Genomic DNA, 23,356 nt, shown 5'->3' with positions numbered 1-23,356 from the left:
CTGCGTCGACGCCAGCCTTCCGGTGTCGGGCAAGCAGCCCTCAGCAAGCGCCACATCAAATGGAGTATCAATGCCTTCCCGTTGAATCGTCATCGCGATTGTCGCCATACTCTTCATGCCAAGCCCATGCTGCCTGCTGAACCACGATCAAGCGCAGCAGCAAGGCGCTCTGCACATCGAAGCGGGCCTGCAACTCGCGCTGGGCGGCACTGGGGTATTGGGCCGACCAGGCGGCCTGCTCCAGCCGCTCGTGCCCCAGGCGGGCCACGGGTTGCAGTGGGTGCAGGCACACGAATTCGGCCCAGGTGCCGGCCCGCACGGCCGCCGTACAGGGCGCGCGCAGTGCTTCGCCTTCGGGCAGCTGGCGTTCGATCAGGTGCGTGAAATGGCGGGCACTGGCGCGCGCCAGCCAGAGCGCAAAGTCGTGGTCCACAGCGCGGGTGTCGGTGATGTCGAGGTTGTCCACGGTGTGCGGCCAGCAGCCGGGCATGCGGAACTCGGCCCGCCAGCTGGCCGGGTCGGCCGCGTATTCGATGGCGAAGCCCAGCCCGGCGCAAGCCGGGTCGCGCCACTCGGCCGTGTACAGGTAGTCGCCGTTGTTGTCACACGCGATGCCCGCCCCCACCAGGTGGTTGACGCGCGCGATGGCGGCCTTGAACTCGGCGCTGTTGCGCGCCGCCGCCTGCTGTTGGGCGTACAGCACCAGGTCGATCGCCTGGCGCAAGGCATCGCCGCCGTAACCCTGCGATTTCAAATGGCTGAGCCAGCCGTGATCCAGCTGGGTGATGGCTTCGTCGATGCGTAAAGGCATGGGTACTTCTGAACAACACGGCGTGGGCACGGGGCCCGCCGACCGTCAAGCAACGGTTGACATGGCACGAGGCACGGCAGCAGGCCTGTTGGCGTGGAACGCAAGCCGACAGGGCACTTGCACCCGACCACCGGGATCGCGCGGCTGCGGGGCCGACACCGCCGCGTGCTGACCGCCGCGCGCCATGGCCATGTCCTAGCGAGCCTCGCCCGGACCGGATGCCGGATTGTCGCGCAAGCTCCTCCGTTCCTCGGCGCCAGTCCGCCAGGCGCCCACAGCGAACGCCTGGGGCGGCAGCACCGGCACCCAGACCCACGGTCACCATTCGGGCCAACCTGGAAGATGGGGCCCCATGGCCCCGCTGGCTTCACCTGACCTCACCCGACCTGCTCACCCGGCCTTCAGGCCCTGGCGCAGGGTGAACAGCACGCCCCGCTGCCCTGGCTGGGTCCAGCCGTGGAACGGTGGCCGACCGGCGTCGCGCGCCTGGCCTTGCACACAGGCCATCAGGTCGGCCAGCTGGGGCGCCAGGGCGCGCGTCACGCCCCGGCTGGCGGGGGTGTCACAGGCCGCGAGGTGGCGCTGCATGCCCAGCAGGTTGGCGCGCTGCTGCTCGGCGGGCAGCAGGCTCAGCAGCAGCACGACCTGGCGCCAGCTGGTGGCGGCCCGGCGCACGCGCTCGGCCAGCAGGCGGTCGGCGGCCTGGGCTTCTGTCGCTGCCGCATGGGCATCCGCCGGGTTTGTCGCCTGGATCTGGGTTGGCGGCTTGTCCAGCATGGCGCCGGCTTCGCGCACGCCCAGGTCCAGCCCCGCGCACAGCCGCTCGAAGCCCGTGCGTGCGGCCTGCGCCCACCCCTGGAGCTCGCGCGCCTGGGCCGTGGCATCGCGCAAACCGGCACCGGCCACGCCCCAGCCAAAGCGCTGCGCCAGCGGCGCGAAGTTGGCCGTGCTGACCAGGCCCATCTGCTCGATGACGGCGCCATTCGCGCCCACGCCGCGGGCGTCGGCCGACCAGCCCGTGCGCGCACGCAGGTGCGCCACCAGCAGGTCGGGCGCCGCGTGATAGCGCTGCAGCAAGGCCTGTTGTTCGCGCTTGGCCGCGGGGTTGCCGGGTGAGCCCGCTGGCGTTTCGGCGTAACGCTGAAAGGCCGCGTGGCAGGCCACGGCCGGCGCCATGGCCAGGCGCAGCGCCTCCAGGTCGAGCTGGAAATGCTGCGCATACAGGCTGCCCTGCAACCAGGGCAGCGCGTCGTGCACGGCCTGCCCGAACTTGGGCCCAAAGCTGCCCATGAAGATGTCGGCCGCGATGTCTTCGACCCACGGCGGCTGCCAGCCACCCTGCTCGGCCAGCGCGCGAAGCTCCCACAGCAGCGGGTTCGGGAAGGCCGATTGCGGGAATTGCGTCAGCGCCAGGCGCGCGGCCGCATCCAGCTGCGCCAACGCCTGGCTGCGCGCCAGGCCGGCCATGTCCCAGCGATGTGCCGAATCGCCCTCGGTCCCGGCGGCCGTCGCCGGCACGCAGGCGTGCTGCTGCAAGCGCAGCACCCAGGGCAGCTCGTGAAAGCGCACCTGCGACTCGTGGTTCAGCAGCAGCACCGAGCGTCGCCCGCGAAACGCACGCCACAGCGCGCCCAGCAGCCGCGCGCTGGCCGCATCGGGCATGGTGCGCGCCAGCTGTGCGCCCGTGGTGCCGGGCAGCACGCTGGCCAGCACCTCGCTCGACGGCACGATGCCGGCTTGCACCAGCTGCGGCACGGTGGCCAAGTGGGCGCGGCGCAGCTTGCGGCGCAGGCTGGGCCAGACCACGGTGCCTTCGGGCAGGTGCGCATGTTGTTGTGCCTCTTGCGCCGTGGCAGCTTGCAGCGCGGTGTCCAGATCCGGCAGGCCATCGCCCAGCGCGTAGGGGCCCTGCGCCTGCACGCGCGCGGCCAGTGCGTACGCCCAGTGGGCGCGCCACACGGTGTCGGTCTGCGCCCGTTGCGCGGCGCGCCAGGTGTGGTGCCTCGCATCGCCTGGCACGCCATGGGCGCTGACCTGGCACGCCAGCACAAAGCGCAGCCGGCGGCGCTGTGCCTCGCTCAGGGCCTGACCTTGCAGCACCTGGTCCAGCATGGCCCACAACTGCGCCACGTGCGAGCCGGGCTTGCGGTGCGCCCGGCTGCGCGTGTGCTGCGCCTCGGCCTCGCGCGCCCGCAGGCGCCAGGCCGCCGCCTGCTGCCGCCAGTCGGCGTCGGGCTCGGCCAGGGGCAAGCCGCCTTCGGCCTCGCGCGTGCCGGCACGCAGGCGCGGCAGCGCATCCGTCACGGCGCCGTCGGCACCTCGCCCGGATTCGCCATGGGCCGCGGCAGCGTCAGGGCCGTGCAGCGCGCCGGGCACGGCCTGCAGCCACAGCAGCACCAGCTCGTCGAGCAAGGGGCGCCACACGTGGATGGCTTGGTGCTGGGCCAGCACCGCGGGCGGCGTCTGCAGCTGGTTCAACTGCGCCATCACGTCCTGCGCGCTGCGCAGGCTCACGCGGTCGAGCGCCGGCATGGGCGTCGCAGCGGGCTGCGGGTAAAAGCGAACGCGGTGCCAGTAGGGCGACAGGGTGTCCAACAGGCGGGCCGCCGAGGTGTCATGCCCCTGCCTCAGCAGCCAGGCCACCACCAGCAAGGCGCCCTCCTCGGGCACGGCGATGCGCCAGCGGCCGTCGTCCAGCCACTGCATCAGCTGCTGCAGGCCCGCCTCGGTCAGGAACCAGTCGTTCAGCGGCGTGCGGTCCAGCTTCTGGGGCAGCGTGCTGCGGTCCACGGGCTGTGCCGCCAGCGTGGCCATCCGGGCACAGTCGGTCGGCGTGCTGCCCAGCGGCTGACCGGCCGCCAGTTGCGCCAGCCAGTGCGTCTCGTGTGCTTGCGCGCGCCCCCCGGCCATCAGCTGGCCCGAGGCGAATCCGCCGTGCAACACATTCGGCGTGAGCCAGGCCGCCACGTTGCGCAGCGGCGTGCGCGACCCCACCTGCAGCTCGCCACTGGCCATGCCGGCCAAGGCCTGGCGCCAGGCATTCACCTTGGCCAGCGCACGCGCCACGGCGTGGCCTGCAGCGTCGGTATCCGCGGATGACGCAGCGCCGGCCGCGTCGGGCCCTGACGGGTCCCGCTGTACCTGTGCCTGTGCCAAAGCCGCACGGGCGCGTGCAAGCTGGCCGGCTGCCCAGCCCGGGTTCGCCTGGGCAAGCCCGGATGCCGCATGCGCCGGCGGCACCGGGTGCTCACCGGCGTCCGGTGAGTGCTCTTCGTCGTGCTGGCCCATGGCCGCTCTCCCTGTGTTCGTGTGGATCGGGACGGGGACTGGCCCATGCGCAACGGTCTGGCGGCTGGCTTGTCCAGCACCTTCCCGATGCATGGTCGGGCGTTCTCCTTGAACTGCGCCAGACCGTTGCACACCTGACCTCATCCCCTGCCGGTCGGGCTGGCCGACGGGCTGCGATGCGTGGCAACCGGCCTGGTAGCCGCTTCTCGCTGCACCCTTGCCGACACGGCCGCCGCGTCAAGGCCTGCCTCGCGCCGTCGCGCCCCCGGGTTTCGCGGGCCCAGGTCTGGGGGCTGGACTTGCACCAGCACCCTTCGGATTCAAGTCCGACGCGCTCGCTTTGCGCCACCCCAGACCTGGGCCCACGTTCACCTCATCCTTCGCAACGGCCGTGCCAGTTCGGCCCATCCCGCTTCACCCCAGGGCGACAGCAGGGCTGCACGCCACCATGACCGCCGAACACGATCCCACTGTATCGCTTTCGATGCGAACTCTACGCCCGCCCATGAATCGTCTGCAGGGGCGTTGCAGGCGATTCACTGGCCCCACGTCCTGCCCAGTGCACGGTCGGACCGACATTCAGGCCACCGCGGCCCAGGCGTTGCGGCGAACGACGCGCGTCAGGGCACAGCCCGCTGCAGCGCAAAGCGCACGCGGTAGCTCAAGGTGCGCGTGCGCTGGTTACTCGCCAAGAGGGTCATGGCCGGTGCCGCAGCCGCGCCGCCTGCGGCGGCCAAGCCATACCAGGACTCGCCATAGGCACCCGAACGCTCCCGCGCCGGCGCCAGCTCTTGCACCTGCACCACCGCGCCCAGCGCCACGCCGGCAGCCTGCGCCAGGCCATTCGCATGCTCACGGGCATGCGCCACCGCCGCCTGCTGCGCCCCGCTCAGCGCACCGGCCGGCACCTCGTAGCGGGCGTCCAGCATGTCCAGTTGCAAGTCAAGCTCGCCCTCGTCCTGCAGCGGCGCCAGGGCCTCGAGGGCCGCAAACAGGCGCGCGTCGTCCTCGCAGATCAGCAGGATGCGGTGGCTGTGGTGCACCTCGCGCTTGCGCTTGAAGTGCCAGGTGCCGCTGTCCATGCCGCCCTCATGCAATTCGTGCTCCCGCATGCCGTGGGCCAGCAGCGTGGCGATCACCCGCTCACGCTGCTGCGTGGCCTTGTGCGCCACCACCTTGTCCGACATGCCACCGCCCTTGCCGCGGTGCGACACCGTCAGCGCCACGCGCTGCTCCACGGCCACTTCGCTCACGCTGGCCTGTCCAATGACCTCGATGTACTGCGCCATGTGCGTCTCCCTCTCCATGTCGTGCACCCGGCCTTGGGCCAGCCGCTGCATGCGCCCCACCGTGCAAGCCGGCGGGCGCGCTGTTGATCATCCCATTGTGGAATGCTTAGCCTTGGCAGTATCAGGCCATTTCCGTTTCATGGAAAACGGCATTCACACCATACCCCATCATCGTGTGCTGACGCGGTCCCAGCTCAGGTTGAACTTGGCCAGGTACTTGCGCAGGCGGTCCGAATCGTTCAACGCCGCGCGTTGCGCCCGCGAGGCCTGGTACAGCTGGCGCCCCGCGTCCGACAGCGTGCGCGAGCGCTGGCACACCGCGATGACGCCCTGCAGCTGCACGCGGTCGAACAGGTCGATCTGCTCCAGGGCCGCTTCGTCGTAGAAGTCGGCCAGGTCCACGCTCGCCGCATCGACCGCCATCGCCCCCGGCGAGCCCCCCGAGGCGCGCGCGCCGGGCGCCGCCACCGCGCTGTCGCGCGTCCACATCCAGCGCAGCCGTTTGATCTCAGCCACCACCAGCGGCTCGGTGATGCGCCCGCCCTCGGCCAGGGTCGCCAGGCGCGTCACGCTGGCATACAGGTCGCGGAAATTGCCGCGCCACAGCGCTTCGCCGCTTTGCGCAAAGCGCAGGTAGGCGCGGCGCGCTTCGACGTTGAAGCGGGCCGCGCGGCGCGAGGCTTGCGCATGGCGGGTGAGCAGGTAGTCGACGTTGGGTTCGATGTCCTCAGGCCGGCCCGCCAGGCCAGGCAGCTCGTAGGTCCACAGGTTGATGCGCGAGAACAGGTCTTCGCGAAACCGCCCCGCGGCGACCTCGGCGCGCAGGTCGCGGTTGGTGCCCGCCACCAGCTGAAAGTCGCTGGTCACCTCGCGGTCCGAACCCAGGGGGTAGAAGCGCTTGTCTTCGATGGCCATGAGCAGCATGGCCTGCTCGTCGGCCCCCAGCTCGCCGATTTCGTCGAGGAACAGCAGCCCACCATCGGCGGCGCGCAGCAGGCCGGGCCGGTCGGTGGCGGCGCCGGTGAAAGCACCGCGCTTGTGGCCGAACAGCGTCGAGGCCGCGCCGTCGCCACGCAGCGTGGCGCAGTTGACTTCGACGAAGGCGCCGTTGATCTGGTGGCGCGATTTCTTCAGCTCGTGCATGCGCCGGGCCAGGAAGGACTTGCCCGCGCCCGTGGGCCCCACGAACAGCACCGGCGCGGTGGAGCGCACGGCCACGCGCTCGACCTCGTCGATGAGCGCGTTGAAGCGCGCATTGCGCGTGGCGATGCCGCTTTTCAGGAAGGCCACTGCATCGCGCTGGTCGGCCGCATGGCGCTGGGCGATGGCGTCGTAGCGCGAGAGGTCGAGGTCGATCAGCGTGTAGGCACCGGCCGCGCCCTCGCGCTGCCGCTTGGGCGGCGAGGTCTGGCACAGCACCCCGGGCAGCACGCGCGACTCGGTCAGCAGGAACAGGCAGATCTGCGCCACATGCGTGCCGGTGGTGATGTGCGCCCAGTACTGCGCGGCCTCGGTATCGAAGGCCTGCGCGCGGGCCCAATCGAACAGCTGCGTGTAGACGACGTCGAAGTCCCAGGGATCGTCCACGGCCAACTCGTGCAGCACGACCTCGGTGGCGGGCGACACCGTGCCGATGTCGGCGCGCACGCGCTCGGCCAGCGCCCGGTGGCTGGGCCCGGTCAGCAGCAGGTCCAGCCGCGCGACCTCCATGTCCTCGTGCTGGGTCAGCGCCACGGTGGGCCGCCACTTCTCCCAGCGGCCGGCACCGTTGCCGCTGTCCAGCTGGGTGCCCAGGAAGGTGATGACGTGAATGGGTTTCATGGCTGAATCAAGAACGCGCCGGATGAATCAAGGGTCCTCAGTCTAGCAAACACCGACGATCGCCCGCTGACACGCAGGTCAGCGGGCCAGGGGCACCGAACCGCTTGCAAATCAAGGCATTGGCGCAGCGGCCTCCACGCGGAAACGGCCTGGGCCGGAAGTTGGCACGGCGTCTGCAAGACACCTGCTGTCGGACGCAGTCATCCGCACGAGGTGCCGCATGCATGCGGCCCGGTGCCGCCCGCCAGACCCGTTCTTGGGTGGGCGGTATGCCGCGGATGGGCTGAGGTGACGCTTGGTTTCGGTCCAAGACTTGTTCATGGTTGAACACCGCGACTTCGGTGGCGGCTGCGGGTTCGATTCCCGCCCATTGCCGCGGTGCTTGCACCGCTTGGATGGGGGCGAAAGCCCCACCCGCCCTGGCAAGGCGGCGCTTGGCGAATGGCTTGGTCCTGCCGCCCGGCGCACCTTGCCCGCACAGGCTGCCTGTGCCTCGCGCTTCGGTGCCTGGCGCGCCAGCCGCCATCGCGGTTGTGCGGCCGTGCACCTGGCCCAGGCCAGTGCCAGCAACACAACCGGGAGCACGACCACGCGCGCCGGCACCCCGCCGATCGCCCGCAGCCTGTGCGAGCTGGGCACCTTGAACAGAACTTGGGTATGGCAATTTTTGCGACTGATCATCAATGACGACACGGCCATACCCATGACCAACAACACACCGGGAGAGCAACATGCTGGGATTCACCATTTTCACCGTCAAAAAGCACGAACGCGCGCTGCTGCTGCGCGATGGCGATTTCGCCGGCCTGTTTGGCCCGGGCAAGCACCGCGTGTTCACAGGCCTGGACGATGTGACGCTGGAACGCTTTTCGCTGGGCAAACCGGACGCGCCGGCGCGCTTTGAGCACGAGCTGGCCGACTACTTCGTAGCCCACGAGCCGGCCCTGCTGGCCCGCGAGTTCGTGCAGGTGGTGCTGGGCGAAACCGAGGTCGGCCTGCGCCACGAAGACGGCGTGCTGGTCGAGATCCTGCCGCCGTCCACGCGCCAGCTGTTCTGGCGCGGCCTGCGCGAACAGCGCGTGGACGTGGTCGACCTGAGCGCCGACGCGCGCCTGCCCGCCGAGTTGCTGGCCAAGCTGCACAGCGTGGCACTGCGCCCGCGCGCCGTGCGCGGCCTGGACGGCGTGCTGCTGGTGCAGGTGCCCGAGTTCCACGCTGGCGTGCTCACGCTGGACGGCCAGATGCAAGCGCTGCTGCCGGCAGGCGTGCATGGCTTCTGGCGCTTCAACCGTCAGGTGAGCGTGAGCACCGTGGACCTGCGAGCGCAGATCGCCGAGGTGAATGGCCAGGAAATCCTGACCCGTGACAAGGTGGGCCTGCGACTGAACCTCTCGGCCGTGTGGCACTTCACCGACGTGCAGCGCGCGCTGGCGCGCATGCCCAAGCCAGCCGACCACGTCTACCGCGAGCTGCAATTCGGCCTGCGCGCCGCCGTGGGCGAACAGAACCTGGATGCGTTGCTGGAAAACAAGGCCGCCATCGATGGCGCCGTGCTGGCCCAGGTGCGCGAGCGCCTGGCTGAATCGGGCGTGGCGCTGGACAGCGTGGGCGTGAAAGACATCATCCTGCCCGGCGAGATGAAGACCATCCTCGCCCAGGTCGTGGAGGCCGAAAAGTCGGCCCAGGCCAACGTGATCCGCCGCCGCGAGGAAACGGCGGCCACGCGTTCGCTGTTGAACACCGCCAAGGTGATGGAGGGCAACCCCGTCGCCCTGCGCATGAAGGAGCTGGAAACGCTGGAGCGCGTGGCCGAGCGCATCGACAAGATCTCCGTCGTCGGCGGGCTCGATCAGGTGCTGAACGGCCTGGTGACGCTGCGCCAGCCAGGGTGAGCGCCGAGCACTGGATGAGCGGCACCGTGAACCGTGCCGCTCAAGTTGCCACGCTTTGTGCGCGACGCTGACTGGGGATGCCGATGCTTGACCTGAACCACCTGCACGCGTTGCTGCACTTCGGCCAGTTGCCAGCAGCCACCCAGCTCGCGCACTTCTACACCTGCACGCTGACGCCAGTGAGCCCCGGCGCGCACCAAGCCGCCATCACGCTGGATGAGGAGCATGGCTACCGCATCAGCAACCCGGCCTACCAGCTGTTCTGCGCCCTGGTGCTGCAGGACTTCGAGCTGATGAACCTGGCCGATGCCGTGCTGGACGACCCGCGCCTGCATGGGCTGATCGACGCGCACCGTTTTCCGCCAGCCTTGAAACGCGAGGTGGTGCGCGAGCTGGCCTGGCACACCTCGCACCGCGGCTTTGTGGAGGGCGAACACTGGCAGCGCATTCGCGGCCGCTGTGCGCGTCTGCTGGCCCTGCTGAACCTGGGGCCCGCACCGCAGCTGCCCATCCCGTTCAAGTTCCAGCCGTTTCTGTACCCCGACGACGTGGCGGTCTACAACCCTTACCCGGCCTGGCAGCCGCTGGGCCAGCATGTGTCCCGCGCGCACTGGCAGGTGCTGCGGGCACAGGTCGCCGAGGACTACCGCCACGATCGCCTGCGACACCCTGTCGCCGGATTCGGCCGCAGCGATTGAGCATCATCTACATGGAGTATGCAGCCATTTCCGATGAAGAATCATCGATAAACACTCCATACTCCTCACCTCACCCCAGATTGGGTGCCAAGGCACGGCGCAGGTCTTCGACGGGCATGCCGCGGCGCGCGGCCATGTCGAGCAGCTGGTCTTCGCCGATCTGACCGACGTTGAAATAGGTGCTGTCGGGATGGCCCAGGTAGAAACCGCTGACGCTGGAGGCGGGGAACATGGCCATGCTGTCGGTCAGGTGCATGCCGATTTCCCCGGCGTTCAGCACCTTGAACAGGTCGATCTTGGCCGTGTGGTCGGGGCAGGCGGGGTAGCCCGGTGCCGGGCGAATGCCGCGGTACTGCTCCTTGATGAGCTGCTCGTTGGTCAGCTGCTCGTCCGCCGCATAGCCCCACAGGTCGGTGCGCACGCGGTGGTGCAGGCATTCGGCGAAGGCCTCGGCCAGGCGATCGGCCAGGGCCTTGAAGGTGATGCTGCTGTAGTCGTCCAGCGCCGCAAGGAACTCCTGCTCCTTCTTTTCGGCCCCGATGCCGGCCGTGACGGCAAACAGCCCCGCATAGTCGGCCACACCCGAAGACTTGGGCGCGACGAAGTCGGCCAGGCAACGGCTGGGGCGCAGCTGGCCATCGGGCGCGGCGTGCTTTTCGGTCTGCTGGCGCATGCCGTACCAGGTCATCAGCACCTGCTGGCGGGTGTCGTCGGTGTAGAACTCGATGTCGTCGCCCACGCGGTTGGCGGGGAACAGCCCCATCACGCCATTGGCCTGCAGCCAGCGGCCTTCGATGATCTGCTTGAGCATGGCCTGCGCGTCGGCCAGCACCTTGCGCGCCTGCTCGCCCACCACCTCGTCCTGCAGGATGGCCGGGTAGCCGCCCGCCAGGTCCCAGGTCTGGAAGTACGGTCCCCAGTCGATGTAGCGCGCGATCTCGGCCAGGTCGAAGTTCTGGAACACGCGGCGGCCCAGCGCGTTCGGGCGCACCGGCGACCAGGTCTCGAAGTTGACCCGCGTGGCGTTGTCGCGGGCCTTGGCCAGCGGCCACAGCGGCGTGGTCTTGCGGTTGGCGTGTTGCGCGCGTGCCTTGTCGTAGTCGGCCTGCACCTCTTGCAGGTAGGCCTCGCGGCCGTCCCCCAGCAGGCTTTGCGCCACGCTCACACTGCGCGAGGCATCGGGCACGTACAGCACGGGGCCGTCGTACTTGGGCGCGATCTTCACGGCCGTGTGCACGCGCGAGCAGGTGGCGCCGCCGATCAAGAGCGGAATCTTCTTGATGCGGAAGTAGTCGTCCTTGTCCATCTCGCCGGCGACGTACTGCATCTCTTCGAGGCTGGGCGTGATCAGGCCCGACAGGCCGATGATGTCCGCGCCCTCGGCCTTGGCGCGTGCCAGGATCTCGTGGCAGGGCACCATCACGCCCATGTTGATGACCTCGAAGTTGTTGCACTGCAGGACCACGGTGACGATGTTCTTGCCGATGTCGTGCACGTCGCCCTTGACGGTGGCGATGACGATCTTGCCCTTGCTCGACACGTCCAGGCCGGCCGCTTCCTGCTGCTTCTTCTCTTCCTCGATGTAGGGGATGAGGTGGGCCACGGCCTGCTTCATCACGCGGGCCGACTTGACCACCTGGGGCAGGAACATCTTGCCGGCGCCAAACAGGTCGCCGACGATGTTCATGCCGTCCATGAGCGGGCCTTCGATCACGTGCAGCGGCCGGCCGCCCTGGGCGAGGATCTGCTGGTAGGCCTCTTCCGTGTCGTCGGTGATGAAGTCGGTGATGCCGTGCACCAGCGCGTGCGACAGGCGCTCGCCCACGGTCTTGGGGTGCTCGGGCGTGCCGCGCCACTCCAGCTTCTTGCTGTCGTCCTTGGCGGCGCCCTTGGCGCTGTCGGCAATCTCGAGCAGGCGCTCGGCCGCGTCGGGGCGGCGGTTCAGCACCACGTCCTCGACGCGCTCGCGCAGCTCGGGCTCGAGGTCGTCGTAGACGCCGATCATGCCGGCGTTGACGATGCCCATGTCCATGCCCGCCTGGATGGCGTGGTAGAGGAACACGGTGTGGATGGCCTCGCGCACGGGGTCGTTGCCTCGGAAGCTGAAGCTCACGTTGGAGACCCCGCCGCTCACCTTGGCGCCGGGCAGGTTCTGCTTGATCCAGCGCGTGGCCTCGATGAAATCGACGCCGTAGTTGTTGTGCTCCTCGATGCCGGTGGCGATGGCGAACACGTTGGGGTCGAAGATGATGTCCTCGGGCGCAAACCCCACCTCGTCGACCAGCACGCGGTAGGCCCGCTCGCAGATCTCGATCTTGCGCTGGTAGGTGTCGGCCTGGCCTTTTTCATCGAAAGCCATCACCACGGCAGCCGCGCCATAGCGCTTGATCAGCGTGGCCTGGTGCTTGAAGGGCTCGACGCCCTCTTTCATGCTGATGGAGTTGACGATGCCCTTGCCCTGCAGGCAGCGCAGGCCGGCCTCGATGACCTCCCACTTGGACGAGTCCACCATCACCGGCACCCGGGCGATGTCGGGCTCAGAGGCGATGAGGTTCAAAAAACGCACCATGGCGGCCTGGCTGTCCAGCATGGCCTCGTCCATGTTCACGTCGATGATCTGGGCGCCGTTCTCGACCTGCTGGCGTGCGACGGACAGCGCCTCTTCGTACTGCTCGTTCAGGATCAGCCGCGCGAACGCCTTGGAGCCGGTGACGTTGGTGCGTTCGCCCACGTTGACGAACAGCGTGTCCTCGTCGATGAGCAGGGGCTCCAGGCCCGACAAGCGCATGGGCGGCACGGCCGGCGCGGAAGACGTGGGGGAAACGGGGGAAGCAGACATCACACTCACCTGCAAAAAACCGACAAGCAACACAACAGGTGAGCGCCGTTGACACCACGCGCCAGCGCAGGCGTGGCCGGCGCGACACGTTCCGCACCAAGCCTGACAGGCCCGGCCAGGCAAGGCCTGGGCCAACTGCAGCGCTCCTTGGTGCGAAGCCGGTGATTTTAGTCCGCCTGGCCGCCGCGCGCTCCGCGGCCGCAGGCGGGCGTTCGCCACCGGCCAGGCACGGCATCTGCGGCCTGCGCTGACGCCTAAAGCACAGCCTCGGCCGCCCAGGCTTGCAAAGCTGGCCGGGCAGTGAACCCGCGCACGGCATGCCCGCCGTGCCCGTCCCTCGTCAGCCGTCGGTTTTTGCCAAGGACCTCGCCATGAGCCTCACTCGCCGCCAAGCCTGCACCGCCCTGGGTGCCGGCCTGCTCCACCCCGCCCTGCAGGCCGCCGAATCGGGCTGGCCCAGCAAATCCATCAAGGTCGTCATGCCCTACACCCCCGGTGGCGGCGCCGACGAAAACGCCCGCGCCGTGGCCGATGAACTGCAGCGCATCCTCAAGGTGCCCGTGGTGGTCGAAAACCGGCCCGGCGCGGTGGGTGCCATCGCCGCCAGCCACGTCATCGCTCAGCCCGCCGACGGCTACACGCTGCTGGTGGCGCCGACCTCGGTGCTGGTCGTCAACCTCGTGACCGTCAAGGACCTGAGCTACGACCCCTTCAGGGACCTGACGCCCGTCCATGGTCTGAACATCTCGGCCCCGTTCATCGTCGCCCCGGCCAACACGGCGTTTGCCGGCCTCAAGCAGGCGCTGCAACAGGCCAAGGCCGCAGGCCGGCCGCTCAACATCGGCAACTACACCGAGGGCTACAAGCTGCTCGCCACCTGGGTGACCTCGCTGGAGGGCGCGCCCGCCACCCACATCACCTACAAAGGCCCGGCCAACATGATGATCGACCTCGTTGGCGGCCGGCTGGACCTGGGCCTGTGCGACGCCACCAGCGCCGTGGAGCTGATCAAGGCCGGCAAGGTCAAAGCCCTGGTACAGACCGGCGCCACGCGCGATGCGCAAGCGCCCGATGTGCCCACCATGAAGGAGCTGGGCTACGCCGAGCTCGAGTCCTACGTCTGGAGCTCGCTGTCGGCCAAGGCTGGCACGCCGGCCCCCATCGTCGACGCCCTCTCGCGCGCCACGGCGCAGGCCCTGAAGTCGCCCACGGTGCAGCGGCAGATGCAGGGCAAGCCCGGCACCACGCTGGACTACGGCCCGGCCGACATGCTGCAGTTCCAGCGCCGCGAGCTGGCCCGCTACCAGAAGATGGCCGCGCTGACACAGAAAAGCTGAGCCACGGCCTGTCCCAACCCGCTGCGCGACCACGCCCACTTCCGGTGGGCCGGCTCGCGCGCCCGGCGGTCTCGTTCACCCTGTTGTCGACACGACGGTGGAACTGCGGCCACACTGCGCCATCCAACACAGCCTTGCGCCCCGCTTCACGCCTTCATCCCATGGTCACCCTGACGATTTCCCCCCCGCTTCCGCTGCGCGCCCTGGGCGCGGGCGCGCGCACCTGTGTCCGCGCCGGCGCCCTCGTGGCGGCGCTGGTTCTGGCCGGCTGCGCCAGCGGCCCCCTGCGTGTGAACACCGAGGTACAGGCCTTCAGCGCCCCTGCGGGCACCGCGGCCCCGATGCAGTGGCAAGGGGCTCGCTACCGTTTCGACGTGCTGCCGTCGCAATCGCGGCTGGACCTCGCGCCGCTGCAGGCCATGACCCAGGCCGCGCTGGACCGCCACGGCCTCGTGCGCGACGACGCGTCGGCCAGCCTCGCGGTGCAGGTGTCGGCCAGCCTGCGCACCGCCTGGGTCGACGACTGGGGCCCGGGTGGCTGGGGCCCCTGGGGACCGTGGCGTCCCGGCTGGCGGTTTGGCCTGGGCTACGGCTACCCGGGATGGGGTTGGGGCGGCGCCTACATGCCGCCCAGCACCTACCTGCGCGAGCTGCGCGTGGCGATCCAGAACCTGAGCACCGGCCAGACGGTGTACGAAACCCGCGCCCGCAACGAAAGCCCCAGCGGGCTCAACGACGCCATCTTCGCGGCCATGCTGAACGCGGCGTTGAAGGACTTTCCGAACGCCGCCGCCGGCGTGCAGACCGTGGTGACCGACGTGCCCACCGAGCCCGCGCCCAGCGCCAGGCCAACCGGCACCGCGCCGACGCCTTCGGCGCCAGCCACGCCTGCGCTGCCCGCTGCGTCCGCCGCCACCAACCCGCGTTGACCCACTGCCCCGCGGGTTGACGGGGTAGCGGGGGTACATCCACCGCATGAGGCCCGGTCGCTGCAGCCCTGCCCGCGCGCCAACCCGGTCATCAGATGCTGGCCACCATACGTTCGGATTCCGAGTATGACCATCTGTCCGTTTACCTTGAAACGGACACAGCCTCATACCTCTGTCTGCGTCTGCTCCAGCAGGTTCAGAGTGAATCAAACCCTCAGGACTGTTGCCCCTCCCGCCGAGGCACAGGCCGCGTGGCGGGTCTCCACCCTGCGCCGGGCTCGGCCTGCAGCGTGCCACCGTTGGCGAGGGGTCGAGGTGATGCCAGCGCGCCCGTAAGGGGGCGGTATCGGGCGCACTGAGGAGGCCCCGGCTTGACGGCCTGTGCGTCCAGGCGCACGCCGTCGCCGACGCCACCTCGCGCCAGCAAAGGGCTCGGGGGATGGGTGGCCGTCGCGTTGTCGTCCACCGGACTGGGCAGTGCCAGTCCTGTCGGCACAGGCTCGTCTCCCAAGCCGCCGCGCGAGGGATTCGCGGGGTTGTCGGTGGATGCGCCCCGGGTGCCTTCTGCGCCCGCCGCGCCAGGCAAGCCATTGGCGCCGCTCAGGCAGCACCTTCGTGAATCGGCGAGTTCCCCTGCTGCCGGGTGTTGCCCGCCTTGCCGCGGGAACGGCTGCGGTTCACGCGGCGGCACCCCGGTCCCCACTGCCGCAGATCACGCGCGGCGGGTCCGGTCGCTCACACGAACCCGATCCACCGCCCCGCCAGCAGCACCGCTCCCCACAGCAGCAGCGACAGGGCCGCACGCAGGCGCTGGCCGGCCGTGGACGGCGCCCCACGCCGCAGCGCCGCCCAGGCGGGACCGCGGTGTTGCCAGGCCACGTTGAGCAGGGCCAGGGTCAGCAGCGCCAGCTTGGCCAGGAAGGCCGCATTGCCCAGGTAGTCGTGCGGCCGCACGCTGAACAGCCAGACGCCGGTGAGCAGCGCCAGCACCAGCCCCTGCGCCGCGGCGCGCGGCAACACGTCCAGCAGCACGCGCAGGCGCTCGGCAGCCGTGCCGGCAGCAGCCGGCGGCTTGTGGCGCAGCACGGCCACGTCCAGCGGCACGATGGCGCCGATCAGCAGCCCCAGACCCAGGATGTGCGCCGCGTTCACGACCAGGTAGGCGGTGCCCGAGCCCTGCAGCCAGCGCGCACCGGGCCACGCTGCCAGCAGGTTCAGCAGGTCGTCCATGGACAGGCTCGTGCGCGGGTGCGCGGCTCACCGGCCCAGGCGTTCGGGGTACATGTCGTAGTGCTTGCCGTCCAGCGTGATGCGCACAGCCTTCATGTGGCGCTGGCTGTGGTCCTTGGAGCGGTTGCCCAGCACGGTGATGGCATCGCCGACCTTGGCCGACTGTCCGGTGAAGCCGGACCGCTCGGTCTGCGACGGGTTGCCCAGGTCGACTTGCCAGGTGACGCCGTCGGCCTTGACCAGGAGCATGGGGTGCGGCGGCGCCATGGCAATGGCTTCGAGGGTGCCGGTCAGCGTGGTCTGGTCACCGTCGGCCCAGGACCAGCCGTGATGCGCCCAGGCGGCGGCGCTGGTCAGCAGGGCAGCCAGCCCCGCGGCCCCCAGCAGTTGGGTGTGGAAACGGCGTCGTGGCAGAGTGGGCATGGCCAGTCCTTGTCGCAGCAGGGAAAGCACAAGCCTAAAACGGATGCGCCCGGGCCGGATGGCCCGGCCCCGCATCTCCCGCGCCCTGCGGGTGAATGGGCCGCTGGCCCAAGCTGGCTGGCGACGACAACCCGCGCCATGCAACCCGCGCCCAGCCACGGGCACCAGGACCGACAGCGCGCCTGGCCCACCCAACGTTGGCGTGAACACCCCGCCAGCAGGCGTCGGCTTCGACAGGCCGCTCCTGTGAACATCCGGGCTTGTGACGCCAAAACGGCATTCAGAGGCAAATCATCAAGGGGTATGCATCCATTATCGTTATATTTTCAACGGGAATTGACCCGTACTACCCTCAACGCTTCAGGCGCATCTCCGCGGCGCGCGCGTGGCCCTGCAGGCCCTCGCCATAGGCCAGCACGGCGGCCGTCTGGCCCAGCACCTGCGCGCCGGCTTCGCTGACCTCGATCAGGCTGGAGCGTTTCTGGAAGTCGTACACGCCCAGCGGCGACGAAAAGCGCGCCGTGCCGCTGGTGGGCAGCACGTGGTTGGGGCCGGCGCAGTAGTCGCCCAGGCTTTCGCTGGTGTAGGCGCCGAGGAAGATCGCGCCCGCGTGCCGCAGCAGCGGCTCCCAGCGGTGCGGGTCACGGCTGCTGACCTCCAGGTGCTCGGGGGCGATGCGGTTGCTGATGGCGCAGGCTTCGTCCATGTCACGCGTCAGGATGAGCGCGCCGCGCCCATTGAGGCTCTTGGCGATGATGTCGCGGCGCGGCATCTCGGGCAGCAGGCGGTCGATTTCGCGCTGCACGGCGTCGATGTAGGCCGCATCGGGGCACAGCAGGATGGACTGCGCCAGCTCGTCGTGCTCGGCCTGCGAGAACAGGTCCATGGCCACCCAGTCGGGCGGCGTGCTGCCGTCGGCCAGCACCAGGATTTCGCTCGGGCCGGCGATCATGTCGATGCCCACCTGGCCAAACACGCGCTTCTTGGCGCTGGCCACGTAGGCGTTGCCCGGCCCGGTGATCTTGTCCACCTTGGGGATGGTGGCCGTGCCATAGGCCAGCGCGGCCACGGCCTGGGCGCCGCCGATGGTGAAGGCGCGCGTGACGCCCGCCACGTGGGCCGCGGCCAGCACCAGCGGGTTGCGCTCGCCGCGCTGCGGGGCGGCCGAGCCGGTCTCGCCGCTGCCGCCGGTGGCCACGCTGCCCTTGGCCGGCGTGGGCACCACCATGATGATTTCGGCCACGCCGGCCACGTGGGCCGGCACGGCGTTCATGATGAGGCTGCTGGGGTAGGCGGCCTTGCCGCCCGGCACGTAGATGCCCACGCGGTCCAGCGGCGTCACCTTCTGGCCCAGCAGCGTGCCGTCTTCGTCGCGGTAGCTCCAGCTCTCGCCGTTGGCTTTTTTCTGCGCCTCGTGGTAGCGGCGCACGCGGTCGGCCGCGGCCTGCAGCGCGCGCTGCTGCTCCACCGGCAGGCTGTCGAACGCTTGCTTGAAGTCGGCCTGGGTCAGCTCCAGATCGGCCATGGCCTGGGCCTGCAGGCCGTCGAAGCGCGCCGTGTAGTCCAGCACGGCGGCGTCGCCGCGCTGTTGCACGTCGGCCAGGATGTCGGCCACGCGCTGCTCGATGGCGGCGTCCTGGTCGGCGCTCCAGTGCAGGCGTTCGGCAAAACGCTGCTCGAAATCAGCCTGGGTGGTGGACAAACGCAGGGGCAAGGCGGTCAGGGTCATGGTCTGGCGGTGCGGGCGTGGGCGAGCGCAGGACAGCGCATGCAGCGCCGGCGCCGCCTGCCGCGGTGCAGTGGGCAAGGCAATCTGCGATTGTCGCACCGCACCGCTCATCAGGCGCTGGGTGCGGTCACCCCAGCAGCCCAAGGCCGGCGCGGCCTACGGACCCGCTGGCCAAGTCGGGGGCGCTGCCGTTGTCCGCTCAGTGCTCGAACACCTGCTCGGCTCGCCGCCACACCGCCAGGTCCTCCCCGCCTATGATCGGCCCCCTGCCGCATGGGCCGTGGCCACGGCCTTCGCCCTCGCACGCGGCCCGCCTTTGCTTGCTACCGAGCCCACCATGCCCGCTCGTCCTCCCTCACCCTCGCGCCACGCCCCCCGCAGCCCGCGCACACCCCGCCGCGCCAGCCCGGCCTCGCGCGAGCCCACGCGGCTGCTGTGCTTCAACAAGCCCTATGGCGTGCTGAGCCAGTTCACGCCCGAAGGCCGCTGGCAGGGGCTGCAGGATTTCATCGCCATGCCCGGCGTCTACGTGGCCGGCCGGCTCGACGCCGACAGCGAAGGCCTGCTGCTGCTGACCAACGACGGCGCACTGCAGGCGCGCATCGCCGACCCGCGCCACAAGATGGCCAAGACCTACTGGGCGCAGGTGGAGGGCGTGCCCAGCGAGGCCGCGCTGCAGGCGCTGCGCAACGGCGTGCTGCTGAACGACGGCCCCACCCTGCCCGCGCAGGCGCGCCTGCTGCCCGAGGCGCCGGCGCTGTGGCCCCGCAACCCGCCCATCCGCGTGCGCCAGCACATCCCCGACTGCTGGCTGGAGCTGGTCATCCGCGAGGGCCGCAACCGCCAGGTGCGCCGCATGACGGCCGCCGTGGGCCACCCCACGCTGCGCCTGGTGCGCGCGGCCATCGGGCCGCACACGCTGGCCGGCCTGGCCCCCGGCGCCTGGCGCGAGGCCGATCCGGCCGGCTGAAGTGCCTCACTCCGGCGGCGCCCCGGATGCGACCGCAGGCCCGCCATGCCGCAAACGCCGGGCGCCGGTTTGCCACACGACGGGCACGCCATGGCAGGCGCAAAGTGCGAAGGGGTGGAGGCACATCGGGGTGTCGCTCGCCCAGGCGGCCAACCGTTCATGCACCCTGCGCCCGTGCTTCGAGGTCGCATCCGGCCAGGGTCTGGTGCCAAGCCGACAGCGGGTCCGAGCGCCGCGGCCGCGTCAGCTGGCGCGCCCTGCTGCAGAAGCTGGGGCCTGATCGACACAGCGACAGCAGCACCGAGGTCCGCGCAAATGGCCCTCGCAAGCACCGCCATGGACCGAGGTATCAGCCGTCGTCGATCAATTTCAGATCGGTCAACACCCCATACTGGCTTGCCAGTCAGCGCTTGCCATCGAGCGCGATGCGCACCGCGAGCGTGGCCAGCGCCGTGCCCATGACCCAGCGCTGCACCAGCTGCCAGCGCGGCCGCGTGGCCAGGAACACGGCAATGCCGCCGGCCGTGAACACGACCAGGCCATTGATGGCGATGCTGAACACGATCTGCACGGCCCCCAGCACCAGCGACTGCGCCAGCACGTGGCCCTGGCCTGGCGCGATGAACTGCGGCAACAGCGACAGGTACATGATGGCGATCTTGGGGTTGAGCAAGTTCGTCACCAACCCCATGAGGAACAGCTTGCGCGGGCTGTCGGCAGGCAGCCGGCGCACCTGAAACGGCGAGCTGCCGCCGGGCCGCAGCGACTGCCAGGCCAGCACCAGCAGGTAGGCCGCGCCGCCCAGGCGCAGCGCGTCATAGGCAAAGGGCACGGCCATCAGCAAGGCCGTGATGCCCAGCGCCGCGCACAGCAGGTAGAACAGGAAACCCACGGCCACGCCCAGCAGCGAGATCAAGCCGGCGCGGTGGCCCTGGCTGATCGAGCGCGAGATCAGGTAGATCATGTTGGGCCCCGGGGTCAGGGCCATGCCCAGCGACAGCAGGGCGAAGGCAATCAGGTGGTGGGTGTCGGGCATGGGGCCTCCAGGGCGCGGCCCGCAGTGTAGTCCCGGCTGGACGTGGCGGCCGGGCCTGGCGCCGAACGGTCGCGGGCCACACGCGTGGGTGCAAACCGCCCCCAGGCTGGCTCGACAGCACGACACGGCGTTACCGCGTGGCGTTACCGCGCGGCGGCACCGCTCAGCGGCACAATCGCCACATGTCGCACGTCCACGAAATCTCCCTCAATTCGTCCCTCAACCTGCCGCGTCCGCTGGTGCTGGGCTCCACCTCGCGCTACCGGGCCGAGCTGATGCACCGGCTGCGCTTGCCCTTCGAGGTGATCGGGCCCGAGGTGGACGAGACGCCGCTGGCGGGCGAGCTGCCCGGCGCCCTGGCGCTGCGCCTGGCGGTGGCCAAGGCCCAGGCGGTCGCGCGCCAGCGGCCCGACGCCGCGGTCATCGGGTCGGACCAGGTGGCCGACCTGCATGGCGAGCCGCTGGGCAAGCCTGGCACGCACGAGCGTGCGGTGGCGCAGCTCACGCGCATGAGCGGGCAGACCGTGCGGTTTCACACCGCCGTGGCCGTGGTCTGCCAGGACATCGGCTTTGTGCAGCACGAGGTGGCGGAGGTGGCCGTGCGCTTTCGCACGCTGACGGAGGCCGAGATCGAGCACTACCTGCACGCCGAGCAGCCCTACGACTGCGCCGGCAGCGCCAAGAGCGAAGGCCTGGGCATCAGCCTGCTCGACGCCATCGACAACGACGACCCCACGGCCCTCATCGGCCTGCCGCTGATCCGCACCTGCCGCTTGCTGCGTGCCGTCGGCATGCCCATCTGACCCAGTATCTAGCATTACCGATGACGCACTCAACGGAAAATCCCGATACTGCCGAAGTTTCTTCATCCCCCAGCGAGCAACCAAGCCCGCGTGCGCCGGGGCGCCTGGTGCTGGTGCCGGCGCCGCTGGACTTCGGCTGCGAAGCGGGTGTGCCCATCACCGAGGTGCTGCCCCACGGCGTGCTGCACACCGCCTCGCAGATCACGCACTGGGTGTGCGAAAACGCCAAGACGGCCCGGGCCGTGCTCAAACGCATCGGCGAGGTCTGCCCGCTGGCCGTGCCGCTGCAGCAGATGCAGATCAGCGAACTGCCGCGCGCCGCGCACAAGCAGGGCGACCACGACGGCACCCACGAGGCCGGCCGCCAGACCGAGGCCGCGGCCCGCGCCTGGCTGGCCCCCACCCAGCAAGGCCTGGACGTGGGCCTGATCAGCGAGGCCGGCATGCCCGCGATTGCCGACCCCGGCAGCGCCGTGGTGCGGGCCGCACATGCCCTGGGCGTGCCCGTGGTCGTCCTGCCCGGCCCGGTGTCGCTGCTGCTGGCGCTGGCCGCCAGCGGCCTGAACGGGCAGAGCTTTGCCTTCATCGGCTACCTGCCGCAGGACGCCAGCCAACGCAGCACGCGCATCAAGCAGCTGGAGGCGCACGCGCTCAAAACCGGGCAAACGCAGATCGCCATCGAAACCCCGTTCCGCAACGCCGCGCTGCTGCAGGCGCTGGTGCAAGGCTTGCAGCCCAACACGCGGCTGTCGCTGAGCTGGGGCCTGACCCTGCCGGGCGGCCACACGCGCAGCGGCAGCGTGAGCCAGTGGCGCAGCTGGCTGCGCGCCAGCGGGGCGAACGCCGAGGCGAATGCCGTGGCCCTGCCCAGCAAGCACGACCCGGCCGTGTTCGCCTTCGGGCGCTGAGTCGGCCCAGGGTCTGCGCCAGCCTGGCACCCGCCGCGGGGCGCGAACCGGCGTGGCCCCCGCGGGCCACGCAGCCGATGCGCAGCCCTCACCGGCGGCTCGGGGTGGTCGCAGGTGACCACGCGGTTTGTGTTGACACGGCCTGTGTACCGCCTACGCGTGTCCTCGCGTGCGCCATTCGCCTGCGCATACTTGTCACGGGACGCCGAAGCAAAGTGACCGTGAAGGAAGCTGCTCCGCGCGGTCGCGGCAAAAAGGCGAGGCGCCAAGTTGGCAACACGGTGCACCCCCTGAACGGCCGGCGGTGAGGGGCGCACCAATGGCTGCGTTTGCCCAGCGCGTCAGCGCGTCCTCACAGCCAGTCGCGCGTCACTCGGCTGGCGCCCCGTCGGCCTTGAGCTGGGCGTCCTGCCAATCGGCATAGGTTTGCAAGCTGCCTTGCACCAGCCAGCTGGTGCGGCCGTTGGCGATGCGGCCGCACACCACCGACGCGGCGGCACTGGGGCTGCTGAAGGCGTGGTCCTCGGCAAACCGGCAGTGGTCGGCCCCGTCGGCCTGCAGGATGCCGCTGGCCACCAGCTGTTCAAACAGCCCCTGGTAGCCGCTGATGCCGCCGATCCAGCTGCCGCGTGCGCGCGAGCCCTGCTGCACCACGAACTCGCCATCCACCTCTTTGGCGAAGGCCTGGATGCCATGGCGCGGCACGCTCATCTCGAAGCCTTGCGCGTCGGCCACCGGCGGGACGGGCAAGGTGGACGGCGCCCGTCGCGCCTCGTGCAGAAAGTCGAAGCCCAGCACGGGCAGCACGGTGCGGATCTGGTCGAGGAAGTACGCCATGTCGGCGCGGTCGGACTCGGGCAGCGCCCCGTAGTCGTGCGCCGTGCCGTTGGACACCACGCAGCGCCCCGCAGCCGTGGCGATGCCGATGAGCTTGCTCTCCAGGTACTTGGCGTGCGCCTTGGTCAGGTTCATGTCCTTGCTGGTGACCAGGCACACGCGCTCCCAGAAGTCCTTGCCGCCCCTGCCGTCCGGGGTTTCGGGCCGGTTGTGCTGCTTGAGGCGCTCCGCCACATCGTCGGATTCACCGATGTAGACGCGCGTCAGCAAGGCGTTGTCGGGATCGGGGCCGATCAGGAAGTAGATGCCGGTGCGCGCGCACTCGGGCCGCCGCACCACCTCGGCCAGCTTGCTGCGCGGACCGGTCAGCACGTGGCCGGTCCAGTTCATGATTTCTGCGGTCAGCAGGCCATTGGAAGACCCGTCCACCAGGAACAGGCGAATGCTGCGGCCGATGCTCATGGCTTGCCTTGTGTCATCTTGAATGGGGGTATAAGCTCATTGCCGTTTTTTCAT

17 protein-coding genes, 1 tRNA gene and 1 riboswitch are annotated in these 23,356 nt (G+C 69.9%); of the genes, 7 read left to right on the top strand and 11 right to left on the bottom strand.

Annotated features, from left to right (window positions below):
* Positions 1-67 precede the first annotated feature (67 nt).
* From CCO03_RS04755 to rtcR, 5 genes are all read right to left on the bottom strand, one after another.
* Positions 68-811, bottom strand: coding sequence for a hypothetical protein (locus CCO03_RS04755; RefSeq protein WP_087277911.1), 744 nt, complete (start codon positions 809-811; stop codon positions 68-70).
* A 390-nt stretch (positions 812-1,201) separates the two neighbouring features.
* Positions 1,202-4,099: a hypothetical protein gene (locus tag CCO03_RS04750; protein WP_157667502.1), complete on the bottom strand. Its 2,898-nt coding sequence runs from the start codon at positions 4,097-4,099 to the stop codon at positions 1,202-1,204.
* Positions 4,100-4,383: 284 nt separating this feature from the next.
* Positions 4,384-4,454: transfer RNA gene (locus CCO03_RS04745), tRNA-OTHER, on the bottom strand.
* A 265-nt stretch (positions 4,455-4,719) separates the two neighbouring features.
* The gene (locus tag CCO03_RS04740; RefSeq protein ID WP_157667501.1) at positions 4,720-5,388 is read right to left on the bottom strand and encodes an SIMPL domain-containing protein; all 669 of its coding nucleotides are present in this window, start codon (positions 5,386-5,388) and stop codon (positions 4,720-4,722) included.
* Between the two features lie 168 nt (positions 5,389-5,556).
* Positions 5,557-7,209: an RNA repair transcriptional activator RtcR gene (rtcR, locus tag CCO03_RS04735; protein WP_087277902.1), complete on the bottom strand. Its 1,653-nt coding sequence runs from the start codon at positions 7,207-7,209 to the stop codon at positions 5,557-5,559.
* 731 nt (positions 7,210-7,940) lie between these two features.
* Here rtcR and CCO03_RS04730 point away from each other — a divergent pair.
* Both CCO03_RS04730 and CCO03_RS04725 read left to right on the top strand, forming a co-directional pair.
* The gene (locus CCO03_RS04730) at positions 7,941-9,101 is read left to right on the top strand and encodes a slipin family protein (RefSeq protein WP_087277899.1); all 1,161 of its coding nucleotides are present in this window, start codon (positions 7,941-7,943) and stop codon (positions 9,099-9,101) included.
* Between the two features lie 83 nt (positions 9,102-9,184).
* The gene (locus tag CCO03_RS04725) at positions 9,185-9,799 is read left to right on the top strand and encodes a hypothetical protein (RefSeq protein ID WP_087277896.1); all 615 of its coding nucleotides are present in this window, start codon (positions 9,185-9,187) and stop codon (positions 9,797-9,799) included.
* Positions 9,800-9,869: 70 nt separating this feature from the next.
* Here CCO03_RS04725 and metH read toward each other — a convergent pair whose 3' ends face one another.
* Positions 9,870-12,638 (bottom strand): methionine synthase, encoded by a 2,769-nt coding sequence (metH, locus tag CCO03_RS04720; RefSeq protein WP_087277893.1) that lies wholly within the window; start codon positions 12,636-12,638, stop codon positions 9,870-9,872.
* Positions 12,639-12,671: 33 nt separating this feature from the next.
* Positions 12,672-12,793: riboswitch (S-adenosyl-L-homocysteine riboswitch) on the bottom strand.
* 216 nt (positions 12,794-13,009) lie between these two features.
* Here metH and CCO03_RS04715 point away from each other — a divergent pair.
* Both CCO03_RS04715 and CCO03_RS04710 read left to right on the top strand, forming a co-directional pair.
* Positions 13,010-13,975 carry a tripartite tricarboxylate transporter substrate binding protein gene (locus CCO03_RS04715; RefSeq protein WP_157667500.1) on the top strand — a complete coding sequence of 322 codons (966 nt, stop codon included), beginning with the start codon at positions 13,010-13,012 and terminating at the stop codon, positions 13,973-13,975.
* 161 nt (positions 13,976-14,136) lie between these two features.
* Complete coding sequence (locus tag CCO03_RS04710; RefSeq protein ID WP_157667499.1) at positions 14,137-14,904, top strand: DUF4136 domain-containing protein; 768 nt, start codon at positions 14,137-14,139, stop codon at positions 14,902-14,904.
* A 735-nt stretch (positions 14,905-15,639) separates the two neighbouring features.
* On the opposite strand, the gene CCO03_RS04705 is transcribed toward CCO03_RS04710, so the two are convergent.
* The 3 genes from CCO03_RS04705 to hisD form a co-directional block, all read right to left on the bottom strand.
* Positions 15,640-16,134, bottom strand: coding sequence for a hypothetical protein (locus tag CCO03_RS04705; protein WP_087277886.1), 495 nt, complete (start codon positions 16,132-16,134; stop codon positions 15,640-15,642).
* A gap of 27 nt (positions 16,135-16,161) precedes the next feature.
* Positions 16,162-16,557 (bottom strand): DUF6152 family protein, encoded by a 396-nt coding sequence (locus CCO03_RS04700; RefSeq protein ID WP_087277883.1) that lies wholly within the window; start codon positions 16,555-16,557, stop codon positions 16,162-16,164.
* 352 nt (positions 16,558-16,909) lie between these two features.
* Positions 16,910-18,286 carry a histidinol dehydrogenase gene (gene hisD, locus CCO03_RS04695; protein WP_087284184.1) on the bottom strand — a complete coding sequence of 459 codons (1,377 nt, stop codon included), beginning with the start codon at positions 18,284-18,286 and terminating at the stop codon, positions 16,910-16,912.
* A 337-nt stretch (positions 18,287-18,623) separates the two neighbouring features.
* Between hisD and CCO03_RS04690 the strand changes: the two genes are divergently transcribed.
* Positions 18,624-19,256 (top strand): pseudouridine synthase, encoded by a 633-nt coding sequence (locus CCO03_RS04690; protein ID WP_087284182.1) that lies wholly within the window; start codon positions 18,624-18,626, stop codon positions 19,254-19,256.
* A gap of 403 nt (positions 19,257-19,659) precedes the next feature.
* Here the strand turns inward: CCO03_RS04690 and CCO03_RS04685 are convergent, their stop codons facing one another.
* On the bottom strand, positions 19,660-20,292 hold the full coding sequence (locus CCO03_RS04685; protein ID WP_087277880.1) for a LysE family translocator: 633 nt from the start codon (positions 20,290-20,292) through the stop codon (positions 19,660-19,662).
* A gap of 182 nt (positions 20,293-20,474) precedes the next feature.
* Between CCO03_RS04685 and CCO03_RS04680 the strand changes: the two genes are divergently transcribed.
* Entirely contained in the window at positions 20,475-21,095 is a 621-nt protein-coding gene (locus CCO03_RS04680; RefSeq protein ID WP_087277877.1) for a Maf family nucleotide pyrophosphatase, read from the top strand.
* A gap of 20 nt (positions 21,096-21,115) precedes the next feature.
* On the top strand, positions 21,116-22,003 hold the full coding sequence (locus tag CCO03_RS04675) for an SAM-dependent methyltransferase (protein ID WP_087277875.1): 888 nt from the start codon (positions 21,116-21,118) through the stop codon (positions 22,001-22,003).
* A 369-nt stretch (positions 22,004-22,372) separates the two neighbouring features.
* On the opposite strand, the gene CCO03_RS04670 is transcribed toward CCO03_RS04675, so the two are convergent.
* Complete coding sequence (locus CCO03_RS04670) at positions 22,373-23,302, bottom strand: GIY-YIG nuclease family protein (RefSeq protein ID WP_087277872.1); 930 nt, start codon at positions 23,300-23,302, stop codon at positions 22,373-22,375.
* Positions 23,303-23,356 lie beyond the last annotated feature (54 nt).

Source organism: Comamonas serinivorans, assembly GCF_002158865.1.
GTDB classification, from domain to species: domain Bacteria; phylum Pseudomonadota; class Gammaproteobacteria; order Burkholderiales; family Burkholderiaceae_C; genus Comamonas_E; species Comamonas_E serinivorans.
Note: the sequence above shows the minus strand (reverse complement) of the source record. Positions and strands in the feature narration are given on the sequence as shown.